The sequence below is a fragment of the Embleya australiensis genome (genome assembly GCF_051903075.1).
Classification (GTDB): Bacteria; Actinomycetota; Actinomycetes; order Streptomycetales; family Streptomycetaceae; genus Embleya.
On record NZ_CP182422.1, the window covers coordinates 6,204,471 to 6,217,160 of the forward strand.

A 12,690-nucleotide genomic window follows, 5' to 3' on the forward strand; every position below is an offset into this window, starting at 1 on the left:
CCCCATGCGCCTGGTCACCTACACCGTCGGCGACTCGTCGCCCCGCCTGGGCGCCGAGGACGGCGCGCACGTGACGGACCTGGCCGCCCTGGCCGCCGCCGCGGGCGTCGAACTCCCCGGCGACCTGCTGTCGTTCGTCCGGGCGGGCGCTGACGCGCTCGACACCGCGCGCGAACTGCTCGCCGGCGCGCCCGCCGACCGCCCGGTCGGCACCGTGCACGCCGCCGGCGAGGTGCGGCTGCTCGCGCCGCTGCGCCCCGGGAAGATCATCGGCATCGGGCTCAACTACGTCGAGCACGTGGCCGAGTCCAGCCGCACCCTCGACACCGCGAAGGAACTCCCGGACCGTCCGGTGCTGTTCGGGAAGCCCGCCACCGCGGTGACCGGCCCAGGCGCGCCGATCCTGCACAACGCGGACCTGACCGCACAGCTCGACTGGGAATGCGAACTCGCCGTGGTGATCGGCCGAACCGCCTACAAGGTGAGCGAGGCCGACGCGTGGGACCACGTGTTCGGCTACAGCATCATGAACGACATCAGCGCCCGGGACCAACGCCGCTCCGGGCAATGGTTCTTCTCCAAGGGCCAGGACTCCTACGCCCCGTTCGGCCCGGTGGTGGTCACCGCCGACGAGATCCCCGACGCCCAGAACCTCGACCTGTCGCTGCGGGTCAACGGCGACGTCAAGCAGAAGTCCAACACCCGGCACATGTTGTTCGACATCCCCCGGCTGATCGCCGACATCTCCTCCGGGATGACCCTGGAGCCCGGCGACGTGATCTCCACCGGCTCGCCGTCCGGGGTCGGCGCGGCCCAGGTCCCGCCGCAATACCTGCGGCCGGGCGACGTGGTCGAGGCGACCGTCGAGCGCATCGGCACGCTGACCAACCCGGTGATCGACGCCCGCTGACGCGAATCCGCCCAGCCCGCTCCCTTTTTCGGCGCCGGAATGCCCGGCACCGGCTTTCCCGGCACCAGCAGGAGGCCCTTCCCGTGCGTCAACACCCCTACCGCGTCGGCCAGATCGTGCCGAGTTCCAATGTCACGATGGAAACCGAGGTGCCCGCGATCCTGCGGGCCCGCGAGACGGTCGCCCCGGAGCGCTTCACGTTCCACTCCAGCCGGATGCGGATGACCCACGTCACCCCCGAGCAACTGGCCGCGATGGACGCCGACTCCGACCGGTGCGCCGTCGAACTGTCCGACGCGCGGGTGGACGTGCTCGGCTACGCGTGCCTGGTGGCGATCATGAGCATGGGACTCGGCTACCACCGGGTCTCCGAGGAGCGCCTGCACGGCCGTACCGTCGAGAACGGCGCGCCCGCGCCCGTGGTCACCAGCGCCGGCGCCCTCGTGCACGGGCTGCACACCATCGGCGCGCGCAAGGTCGCGCTGGTCGCGCCGTACATGCTGCCGCTGACCCGCACGGTGGTGGAGTACCTCGGGCACGAGGGGATCGAGGTGCTCGACTTCGAGGCACTGGAGATCCCCGACAACCTCGACGTGGCCGCGCACGACCCGCTGCGCCTGCCCGACATCGCGGACCGGCTCGAACATGCCGACGCGGATGCGGTGGTGTTGTCGGCGTGCGTACAGATGCCGTCGCTGGCCGCGATCGAGGACGCCGAACAGCGGCTGGGCAAGCCGGTCGTCTCGGCGGCGGTGTGCACGGTGCACCAGATGCTCCGCGCCCTCGACCTGCCGGCCTTCGCGCCGGGCGCCGGACACCTGCTGTCGGGGGCGTTCGCCGACGCGCCCCTGGGGGCGGGCAGCGCGGCGGCGGGGGCCTGATTCGCGTGCCTTCCGCGAGCCCTCGTCGGCCCGAACCCGCGAGATGCGGGTCCGGGCCGACGAGGGCGTATCCATGGGGATGCGAGCGCTGCACGCGATAGGCGTTTATTGCGGCGATTCGTGACTATTCCACCACGATGGAATACTGGCACGCCGTTCCCCATGGAAGGAGACCCCGGATGGGCTTCGGCCCCGACTCCTGGGCCGCGCTCGGCAGGGCCGTCACCGGGCGTGACCTCGCAGTCACGACGTCTACCCCGGGATCGCCCCCCGGCCGGTGGACATTCCTCGGCGTCACCCGGGCCGACCTCGTGATCTGCCTGGTGGCGGTGGCCGTGGACACCTTCGGGTTCTTCATCACCCTTCCCTCCGCCGGACCGTGGGAGCGTGTCATCGGCACGCTGTTCATGATCGCGTCGGCCGCGAGTCTGCTCGCGCGCCGTCGGTCGCCGATCGGCGTGTTGGCGTTCGTACTGACGCTGGTGGTGATGCTCAACCTGCTCCTGGCGATGCCGCAACGTTTCGGAATCGCGCTGGCGGTGGCGTTGTACACGGTCGGCCTGGCCGGTCGGACCCGGACGGTGGCGCTCGCGGCGCTGGCCACGCTGGCGGCCCAGGCGACGGGATATCCCAACTCTTCGGAGTCCTTCCTTTGGCTGTTCAGCGGCGACCTCGTGGCGGTCCTGCTCGTGCTCGGCGTGAGCGTGGCGGTACGGCACTGGCTGGGGCAGGTCGAGGTCAACCGCGTGCTGCTGGCCGACCGGGCCCTGTCCGACGAGCGCCGCCGGATCGCCCGCGAACTGCACGACATCGTGGCGCACCACATCACCACGATGCACCTGATGTCCGGCGGTGCCCGGGCCAGCCTGGGCCGCGACCCGGAGGCGGCCCGCGCCGCGCTGCTCACCCTGGAGGCGTCCGGCCGGGTCGCGCTCGGCGAGATGCGGCAGCTGCTCGGGGTACTGCGCAGCGACCACGACCCGGACCAGGCGGCCTCGGTGGCGCCGCAGCCCGGCGTGGACGACCTGGCCCGGCTGATCGCCGAATCCTGCCTGGCCGGGCTGCCCACCGAGCTGCGCGTGCTGGGCGCGCCGCGCGTGTTGCCGCTGCCGGTGGGGCTGGCGGTGTACCGGATCACCCAGGAGGCGCTGACCAACGCCCGCAAGCACGCGGGGGACGGGGCGACGGCGACGGTGCGGCTGGAGTACCTGCCGGGGGCGGTGGCCGTGGAGATCCGCGACGACGGGGGCGGCGAGGTGGTCGTCGGGGACTATGCGATGACCGGTGGTGGGCACGGGCTGGTCGGGATGCGTGAGCGGGTGGCCGTGCACGGCGGGTCGTTCGAAGCGGGGCGAGTCGCCGACGGCGGGTTTCGGGTCGCGGCGATGTTGCCGCTGGCGGGGGAGGAGCCGGAGCCGGTGCCCGCGCCGACGCCGGTGGCGGGTGTCGGCCCCGCGTCCGAGCCCGAGCGGCTGGCCCGGCTCAGTCCGGCCGAGGTGGCGCTGCTGCGCCTGTTCGCGACCGGAAAGGCCGACGGCGAGATCGCCGCGGCGATGCGGGTGGAGCCGGCCGGTCTGGAGCGGCGGGAGGCGGACCTGCTGACCAAGCTCGACGTGCGGGACCGGGCCCAGGCGGTGGTCGTGGCGTACGAATCCGGCCTCGTCCGGGCGGGGCAGGGCGACCGCGCCCGCTGATTGTGCGTTCGCACGAACACCGGCGCTCGGGTTCGTCGTCGCGGCCATCAGCAGCGGGGCGCCGTCCGCGTAGCGTGCCCGTACGCCTCCGGACTCCCGTGAAAGAAGGCCCCATGACCGGAACCGCCGTCGACACCGCGCACTGGAACGCCCGCCTCGCCGAGCTGATCGCCGAATACGACGTGCCGGGTGCGAGCCTCGCGTTCTGGCATGGCGGCGAGGTGCACAGCTTCGCCGCCGGTGTGCTCAACCGGGACACCGGTACGCCCGTCTCGATCGACTCGCTGTTCCAGATCGGCTCGGTGAGCAAGGTCTGGACCGCCACCCAGCTGATGCTCCTCGCCGAGCAGGGCCGGCTCACCCTGGACACCCCGGTCGTCGACCTGCTCCCCGAGTTCAAGGTCGCCGACGCCGAGGTGACGAAGTCGGTGACGGTGCGGCAGCTGCTGACGCACACCTCCGGCATAGACGGCGACCTGTTCCTGGACACCGGGCGCGGCGACGACTGTCTGGAGAAGTACGTCGCGGCCTGCGCGGACCTGACCCAGAACCACCCCATCGGGGAGAGCTTCTCCTACTGCAACACGGGCTTCGTGATCGCCGGCCGGATCGTCGAGCGGCTGACCGGCAAGACCTGGGACGCGGCGCTGCGCGAGCAGATCTGCGAGCCCCTGGGCCTGACCCACACCTGGACGCTGCCCGAGGACGTGCTGCGCTTCAGCGCCGCGACGGGGCACGTGGAGGGCGGCAAGGCGACCTCCGTGTGGGGTCTGCCGCGGGCGATGGGGCCGGCCGGCCTGATCTGCGCGCGGGCGAGCGACGTCGTCGCCTTCGGCCGGGCGCACCTGGGTACCGAGCTGCTGGCCGAGCCGACGGGGATGACCGAGCCGCAGGTGGACCTGCCGAACCCGTACACCCTCGCGCCGCAGTGGGGGATCGGGTGGATCCTCGACGAGTGGTCCGGCCACCGGGTGATCATGCACGCGGGCAACACCATCGGCCAGTCGGCGATGTTGTGGGTGGTGCCCGACACCGGCACCGTGGTGTGCCTGCTGGCCAACGGCGGCGAGACCTCGGCACTGCAACGCGCGCTCGGCGGCGAGCTGTTCGCCACACTGGCCGGCATCACCATGTCGCCGCAGCTGGGCCCGCCGAAGACCCCGGTCGAGGTGGACGTCGAGCGGTACGCCGGCATCTACGAGCGGGTGGGCTGTCGCACCACCGTCTCGGTCCGGGACGGCCGACTGCACATGCTCATCCAGACCACCGGCGAGCTGGCCGACATCTCGCCGGACATGGAGCTGACGCTCACCCCGGTCGACGAGACCACGTTCGTCGGCAAGCGCGAGGGCGGCACGCTGTGGGACAGCGTGGTCTTCTATCGCATCGCCGACGGCACCCAGTACGTGCACATGGGCGTGCGGGCCACCCCCAGGACGTCCTGACCCCATTCCACCGCGCGGGTTCGCCACCCCGATCCCGCGTGGTGCCGGGGGCGGACCGGCCCGAGGCGGGTCGTCCGCGCCCGGTGGTGGGGCGGTCGGCGCGGGTTTACGGTCGAACGAGTGGGCCTGTTCCGGATGGCCCGCACGGGCCGCCGGGGCCGTAGCGACGCCCGGGCGACCGCAAGCCTCCGCGGGACATTCCATGGCGCACTCGCACGCGACACCCTCGCAGACCACCGCCGCACCGAAGCGAAGCGGCGGCAACGGCGCGGCGCTCGCGGTGATCGCCTCCTGCCAGTTGATGGTGGTCCTGGACATCACCATCGTGAACATCGCCCTGCCGCACATCCAGCGGTCGTTGGACTTCTCCACGACCGGCCTGTCCTGGGTGCTCAACGCGTACACGCTGACCTTCGGCGGGCTGCTGCTGCTCGGCGGGCGCGCGGGCGACATCCTGGGCAGGCGCCGGGTGTTCATCTTCGGCGTGTTGTTGTTCGCGGTCGCCTCGCTGCTCGGCGGACTCGCGCAGAGCGCCCCGGAGTTGCTCGCCGCCCGCGCGCTGCAGGGCGTCGGCGGCGCCATTGCGTCGCCGACCGCACTCGCCCTGATCACCACCACGTTTCCCGAAGGCCCGGCCCGCAACCGGGCGTTCGGGGTGTTCGCGGCGGTCTCCGCCGGTGGTGGTGCGATCGGGCTGCTCGCGGGCGGGGTGCTGGTCGAGTGGCTGAACTGGCGGTGGGTGTTCTTCGTCAACGTGCCGATCGGCGTGATGCTGGCGCTGGCCACGCCGCGCTACATCCGGGAATCCGAGCGCCATCCGGGGCACTTCGACCTGCTCGGCGCGCTCACCTCCACGCTGGGCATCAGCTCGCTCGTGTACGGCTTCATCCGGGCCGCGCAGGAGGGGTGGCGCGACGCGTTCACGCTCGGTGCGTTCGCGGCGGCCGTGGTGTTGCTCGCGCTCTTCATCTCGATCGAGCGCAATTCCAGGCAGCCGATCACCCCCCTGAAGATGTTCGCCGACCGTAACCGGGCCGGTACGTACGGCATCATGCTGTGCCTGGCGGCGGCGATCTTCGGGATGTTCTTCTTCCTGACCCTGTGGGTCCAGGACGTGCTGGGCTTCAGCCCGCTCCGGACCGGGCTCGCGTTCCTGCCGATCAGCGCGGTGATCGCGGTCGGCGCGGGATTCGCCTCGCAGCTGCTGCCGCGCTACGGGCCCAAGCCGTTCATGGTCGTCGGCGCGCTGCTCGCGGCGGCGGGGCTGGGCTGGCTCACCCGGACCGATGTGCACAGCACCTACCTGGGGAGCATCCTGGGACCGACGCTGGTGTTCGGCGTGGGCATGGGCATGCAGTTCGTGTCGCTGACGCTGATGGCGGTCTCCGGTGTGCGGGCCCGCGACTCGGGCGCGGCCTCCGGGCTGCTCAACGCGATGCAGCAGGTGGGCGGTTCGCTCGGGTTGTCGATCCTGGTCACCGTCTTCGGCACGGCCAACCGCAACGAGGCCAAGGACCAGGTCCCGGCCTTCCTCGCCCAGGCCACCCCGACGCAGCGGGCCGAGTTCGACCGCACCGGTGTGCTGCCCGCGCCGTGGAGCGACCAGGTGCTCACGAGCGGTGTCTCCGCGGCCTTCATCGTGGCCGCGATCTTCGCGGTGGTCGCCGCGGTGATCGCCCTGTTCGTCATCCAGGTCCGCGCCTCCGACCTGGAACGCCTCCAGGGCTCCGGCCAACCCCCTCCCGGCTGACCGACGCGGAACACGGAAACACGGTCCGCGGTCATTCCACGAGCTTCCCCGCGGCCGAGACCTCACGCATGAGGGAGGCGATGTCGGCGGGCACCGGCGGAAGCTCCTCACGTTCCAGCCTGCCCGGGCCGGACCACACCAGGTTGACCCGCAGGGCCGGATCGGTGGCGGGGTGGTCGGAGCGGTTGTGGCAGCCTCGGGTTTCCCGGCGTTCGAGGGCGGCTTCGAGCGTGGCCCGGGCGGCCAATGCGGTGCCGCGCAGGTCGAAGGCGTGGGCCAGATCCTGATACCCGGCGATGTCGGGGTGGATGCCGAGGTCGACCATCCGGCTCTCGGTCTCGGCCAGTTCCCCGAGGCCCCGGAGCAGGCCGCTCTCGTCGCGGACCACGCCCGCGTGCTCGGTCATGGTGTCGCGGATGGCGCGTTGCAGGACGCGGACGTTCTCCCGTCCGTCGCGGGCGAGCAATCCGTCGATCTCGGCGCGTGCCTCGGCGACCGCGTGCGCCGAGCGCTGCTGGGATCGGAACGCCCCCGCATACGCGGCCGCGGCCTCGCCGGTGATCCGTCCGTAGACAAGCAGTTCGATGAGCGAATTCCCGCCGAGGCGGTTGGCGCCGTGCAGGCCGCTCGCCGCCTCCCCGATCGCGTACAGGCCCTCGACGTCGGTGCCGTGGTCCTCGGCGCGCACCCATACACCGCCCATCGAGTAGTGCGCGGTGGGTGCGATCTCGATCGGATCCTGCGTGATGTCGCGCATCTGGAGTTCCAGCAGGGTCTGATGGACGCGCGGCAGCCGCTCCATGATCGTCTCGCGCGGGAGGTGGGAGACGTCCAGCCAGACACCGCCTCTGGGGGTGCCGCGCCCCTCCTTGATCTCGGTGTAGGCGGCCAGTGCCACCCGGTCGCGCGTGGAAAGCTCCATCCGCTCGCGGTCGTAGCGCGCCATGAAGCGTTCGCCGAGGGTGTTGAGCAGGCGTCCGCCTTCGCCCCGTGCGGCCTCCGAGACCAGGGTTCCGGCCGCGTCCTCCGGTTCGACGAGGCCCGACGGATGGAACTGGACGAGTTCGGGATCGCGGATCCGGGCGCCGGCCAGGACGGCCAGCCGGAACGTGTCGCCGGTGTTCTCGTCCCGGCGGGACGACGTGTGCCGCCAGATCCGGGTATGGCCGCCGGTGGCCAGGATCACCGCGTCCGCGTGGATCACGTACCGCCCGCCGTCCCGCAGGTCGAAGCCGTAGGCGCCGAAGACGACGTTGTCCCGCACCAGCAGCCGGGTGATGTACACGGTGTCCAGGATCGGGACGGCCAGTTCCGCGGCCCGGCGGACCAGCGTGCGCTGGATCTCCAGGCCCGTGTAGTCGCCGCTGAACGCGGTGCGCCGCCACGTGTGCGCGCCGAAGAACCGCTGGGAGATCCGCCCGTCCGCTTCGCGGGCGAACGGCATGCCGTAACGGACGAGGTCGTCGATCCCACGGGCGGCATTCTCGGTGACGATCCGCACGACGTCGGGGCGGGCGAGCAGGTAGCTCTCCTGGATCGTGTCGGCGGCGTGCTGCTGCCAACCGTCCTGCGGATCCATCGTCCCCAGCGCCGCGTTGATGCCGCCCGCGGCCAACGTGGTGTGGGCGTCGGACTTCGGTCGCTTGCCGACGGCCAGCACCCCCACGCCCCGTTCGGCCAGTTCGATCGCGGCGCGCAGGCCCGCACCGCCGGTGCCGATCACCAGGACCGGGGTGGAGAGCTGCCGTTCGAGGCCGTTCATCAGGTGCTCCTTCGTCGAAAGATTCGTGTGGCTCCCGCACGGGAGCCCGCAACCGGCCGTCGGGGACCGGCCGCAGTTCAGCGCTGCCGGGTCACCGCGGGAAGGGTGGCGACGACCATCGCGACCCCGACGGCCGCCAGCGCGCCCACGACGGCGGTGACCCCGACGTGCGGTGCGGCCGACGGCAGGAGCAGGACCGCGGCCACGGCGCCCGACAGTGCGCGTGGCCGCATCACGTACTCGGGCACGATGGGCGAGTGGATCACTTGCAGCAGCACCACCACGACGGCCGTCGGGATGGTCACGGCGTAGCCGATCGCGAGTGGTGATGCCGCGAGCCGGTGCCCGGACTGCTCGACCGCGACCTCCAGGCCCGCGCCGAGCGCCGCGAGCCCGGCGAACACGCCGTAGTGGCCGTAGCCCCACAGGTATGACGCTTCCCGCCGATCGACGAGTCCGCGTCCGGCCGGGAGACGGAAGTAGAGCCACCACAGCGTGAACAGCAGCACGAGCCCGGACCCGGCCATGACGACGGTCTCGCCTCCGACGTCGGCGGTGTCCAAGGCGGTCCTGACTCCGTTGGACACGGCGAGCACGCTTTCACCGAAGAGGATGAGCGTGAACAGGCCATAGCGCTCGGCAATATGGTGCGGGTGCCAGGCGGTGCCGCCGACGCGTTCCGCCCACCACGGTACGCACAGTTCGAGAAGCGCCAGGGCGGCGAACGACGGGATTTCGGCCCCGGACGGCAGGGCCTGCGCTTCGTCGAGGGCCAAGCGCACAATCCAGCCGACTTGGAGGAGCGCGACACCCGCGGCGTACCGCACCGCGGTGCGGCGTCCTGCCGGGTGTTCGACCGCGGCTCGCAGCCACTGCGCGACGAGCGCGACGCGCATGACGACGTAGCCGGTCGTGACGAGCCGAAGGTCCGTGTCCGCGCCGGTGGCCGGTATGCCCGCGGCGAGCACCGGCACGCCCGCCATCTGCACCATCGTCAGCACCCGGTAGGCGATGTCGTCGGTGTCGTATGACGACGCGAACCAGGTGAAGTTCATCCACGCCCACCACACGGCGAAGAACACCTCGAGGAACGGGACGAGGCCGGAAAGTACATGTCCTCCGGCGATCCCGTGTGCGTACTGGGCGGTGACGGCGGCGACCGCGATGACGAACGTGAGGTCGAAGAGCAGTTCGAGCGGGCTCGCGGTGCGGTGCGGTTCATCGGCAGCGCGCCCGGTCATCCGTTTCCGGATCCGGTACTCGTCGGCTGCTGGGGGCACGTTCTCGCTCCTCGGGTCCTCGGGTCGGGCTGCCGGTATGCAAGACCGGACACGGCCCGCGCCTGTGACACGAACCGTGTCCGCCCGGAATTTCGACGGAGCTGTCACAGCCCCCGGGGGTCTTCGGTCATACCTGTCGTCCGGGTGACGACGGTGTCCCCGGAATAACGAGGAGCCGGCATGAAGATCGTGATTATTGGTGGCACCGGCCTGATCGGTTCGAAAGTCGTCGCCCTGCTGGGCGAGCACGGACACGAGGCGGTCGCCGCGGCACCGAACACAGGAGTGAACACCCTCACCGGCGAAGGGCTGGCCGAGGTGATGAAGGGAGCGAACGTCGTCGTCGACGTGTCGAACTCCCCGTCGTTCGAGGACGCGGCCGTCATGGAGTTCTTCACCACCTCCACCCGCAACCTGCTGGCCGCCGAGAACGAAGCGGGGGTGGGGCACCACGTGGTGCTGTCGGTGGTCGGCAGCGACCGGCGACCCGACATCGGCTACTTCCGGGCGAAGACCGCCCAGGAACGACTGGTCAGGGAGTCGTCGATCCCGTTCTCGATCCTGCACGCGACGCAGTTCTACGAGTTCGGCCGACGGATCGCGGACGAGGCGACGACCGGGAACGAGGTACACATCGCCCCCGTCGCGTTCCAGCCGATCGCCGGCGACGACGTGGCGCGGACCGTGGCCCGGACCGCCGCCGGCGCGCCGCTCAACGCGTTGGTCGAGATCGCCGGCCCGAACCGGTACCGGATGGACGAATTCTTCCGGAAGGCCCTCGCGGCGTGGGGCGACCCGCGCGAGGTCGTCACCGACCCGCAGGCGCACTACTTCGGCGCGGTACCCGACGAGTCCACTCTCGTCCCGGCCGGTGACGCGATCCTGGGCGAGATCGCCTACCGGGACTGGCTGCAGCGGTCCGGCGCCTAACCACACCCGCGCCCGCCGCCCCCTGTCGAACGTCGTGATGCGGCGGTGCTCGCGCGCCGCATCGCCCGAAACCCCCGCCTGACTCGCATCAGGGCCGCCCTGCCCCGCGTTCTCCGCAAAGAGAACGCCGGGCAGGGCGCCGATTCCGCGAAGCAGTCAGGCTCGCCGTCGGCGACCGGGCGACCGGAAGCCTGCCCGACCCACCTGGAGGCGACATGGCCCCCGCCGCCCGCGGCACCGCGACATCGCCGATTGCCACACTCGAGGATCTGCGTGAACACCTGCAGTGGGCGATCGAGTTGGAGCATGCGACGCTGCCGCAGTACCTGTGCGCGCTGTACTCGCTGGACCAGGAAAGAAACCCCAAAGCCGTCCGGGCCGTGACCGGGGTGTTCGTCGAGGAAATGTTGCACCTGGCCCTGGCCGCGAACCTGCTCAACGCGGTGGGCGGCCGACCGAGGTTGGACACGCCGAGGATGTTGCCGCCGCACCCCCGGCGCCTGCCGCACGGCGACCCGTCCTTCGAACTGTCCCTGCTCCCGTTCGGTCCGGCAGCCCTCGACCAGTTCCTGCGGCTGGAGCAGCCGGCTCCGCCGGACGCCCCCGCCCAAGCCGACGGGTACGCGACGATCGGCCAGTTCTACGCCGCCGTCGAGGACGGTCTGCGCGACCTGTGCGCCGAGTTGGGCGAGGAAGCGGTGTTCTCCGGCGACCCCGCCCGCCAAGTGCGGGATCGGCACTTTCGGAACACGGCCGGACGGATGGTCGAAGTCACCGATCTCGCTTCCGCCTCGACCGCACTCGACGAGATCGTCGACCAGGGCGAAGGTCTGTCGCGCGGCGAGGTCTGGGACGGTGATCGCGATGTCCACGACCCCGGCCGGGCGGAAGTCGCGCACTACTACCGCTTTCGGGAACTGCTGATCGGCCGCCGATACCAGCGCGGCGACACCCCTCGGTCCGGCCCCACCGGCGAGCCCCTGCGCGTGGACCCCGAGGGCATACGCAGGATGCGGCCCAACCCGCGTCTCGACGACCACCCGCCGGGCAGCCCGATCCGCGACGCGCAGGAGGAGTTCAACCGCACCTACGGCGACCTCCTGTACCAACTGGAGGAGGCGTTCAACGGCAGCCCGCGGCTGCTCGCGGTCGCGACCGGCACGATGTACCGCCTGCGGAAACAAGCCGAAGCCCTGCTGGCGATGCCCGACGGGGACGGCACCGCGGCGGGCCCCACCTTCGACTACGTCCCGCCCGAGCGGCGCGGCGGCGGCCGCAGGCCCGAAGGCGGGCGGCGGATCGTCGTCCTGCCCGACGGCCCCTACCTCGTTCACGGTGACGTCCCGCTCCGTCGCAAGACCAAGATCGTCTCCCCCGAGAACGACGACGCGCTGACCTGGCGGACCGGCCCCGACCTGGACACCGAGCCGACCTACGCGCTCTGCCGTTGCGGCCGTTCGTCGGCCAAGCCGTTCTGCGACGGCACGCATGCCTTCGTCGGCTTCGACGGCGGCGAGAACGCCGTCGTCACGCCCTACCGCGAACTCCGGCACGTGCACGACGGCATCGGCATCTCGGCGCAGCGCGTCGGCGAGTTGTGCGTCCACGCCGCGTTCTGCATCGGTGCCACGCGGCCGATCGCGAAGATGCTCGACGACACCGACGACCCGGACATGCGCGCGAACATCATGGGACGCATCGACCACTGTCCCTCCGGGTCGTACACCTACGCCCTGGAACGCGGCGGCGAGACCGTCGAGGTCGACCTGCCGCAGACGGTGTCGGTGCTCGAAGAAGAGCACGGTCTCGCGAGCGCGCTGTGGGTGACCGGCGGAGTACCGGTGTACCGCGCGGACGGCAAACCCCTGGAGACGCGCAACCGCACGACCCTGTGCCGGTGCGGACATTCCGCCGGCAAGCCCCTGTGCGACGGCACCCACCGCGAGATCGGCTTCCGTGAGGATCCCGCCACCCCCGCCACCCCGAAGGAAGGAAAGACGCCATGACCCACCACGTCCTCGAGCAGTCGGCGCGGTGC

Annotated in this window: 9 protein-coding genes; 7 read left to right on the forward strand and 2 right to left on the reverse strand. The window is 71.3% G+C overall.

Annotation, left to right across the window (positions count from 1 at the left end):
- Positions 1–4: 4 nt before the first annotated feature.
- The 5 genes from ACMXN5_RS26755 (at position 5) to ACMXN5_RS26775 (ending at position 6,680) form a co-directional block, all read left to right on the forward strand.
- Positions 5–910, forward strand: a complete 906-nt coding sequence (locus ACMXN5_RS26755; RefSeq protein ID WP_439677361.1) for a fumarylacetoacetate hydrolase family protein — start codon at positions 5–7, stop codon at positions 908–910.
- A gap of 83 nt (positions 911–993) precedes the next feature.
- Positions 994–1,791: a maleate cis-trans isomerase family protein gene (locus tag ACMXN5_RS26760; protein ID WP_379997119.1), complete on the forward strand. Its 798-nt coding sequence runs from the start codon at positions 994–996 to the stop codon at positions 1,789–1,791.
- Positions 1,792–1,970: 179 nt separating this feature from the next.
- Positions 1,971–3,485, forward strand: a complete 1,515-nt coding sequence (locus tag ACMXN5_RS26765; RefSeq protein ID WP_439677362.1) for a histidine kinase — start codon at positions 1,971–1,973, stop codon at positions 3,483–3,485.
- Positions 3,486–3,598: 113 nt separating this feature from the next.
- Positions 3,599–4,930, forward strand: a complete 1,332-nt coding sequence (locus ACMXN5_RS26770; RefSeq protein ID WP_439677363.1) for a serine hydrolase domain-containing protein — start codon at positions 3,599–3,601, stop codon at positions 4,928–4,930.
- Between the two features lie 202 nt (positions 4,931–5,132).
- A complete protein-coding gene (locus ACMXN5_RS26775; protein ID WP_439677364.1) occupies positions 5,133–6,680 on the forward strand; it encodes an MFS transporter in 1,548 nt (515 codons plus the stop codon).
- Between the two features lie 31 nt (positions 6,681–6,711).
- Here the strand turns inward: ACMXN5_RS26775 and ACMXN5_RS26780 are convergent, their stop codons facing one another.
- Both ACMXN5_RS26780 and ACMXN5_RS26785 read right to left on the reverse strand, forming a co-directional pair.
- Complete coding sequence (locus ACMXN5_RS26780) at positions 6,712–8,442, reverse strand: L-aspartate oxidase (RefSeq protein ID WP_439677365.1); 1,731 nt, start codon at positions 8,440–8,442, stop codon at positions 6,712–6,714.
- A gap of 77 nt (positions 8,443–8,519) precedes the next feature.
- The gene (locus ACMXN5_RS26785; protein WP_439677366.1) at positions 8,520–9,722 is read right to left on the reverse strand and encodes a low temperature requirement protein A; all 1,203 of its coding nucleotides are present in this window, start codon (positions 9,720–9,722) and stop codon (positions 8,520–8,522) included.
- 180 nt (positions 9,723–9,902) lie between these two features.
- Between ACMXN5_RS26785 and ACMXN5_RS26790 the strand changes: the two genes are divergently transcribed.
- Complete coding sequence (locus ACMXN5_RS26790) at positions 9,903–10,652, forward strand: SDR family oxidoreductase (RefSeq protein ID WP_439677367.1); 750 nt, start codon at positions 9,903–9,905, stop codon at positions 10,650–10,652.
- Between the two features lie 215 nt (positions 10,653–10,867).
- Positions 10,868–12,658, forward strand: coding sequence for a ferritin-like domain-containing protein (locus tag ACMXN5_RS26795; RefSeq protein WP_439677368.1), 1,791 nt, complete (start codon positions 10,868–10,870; stop codon positions 12,656–12,658).
- Positions 12,659–12,690 lie beyond the last annotated feature (32 nt).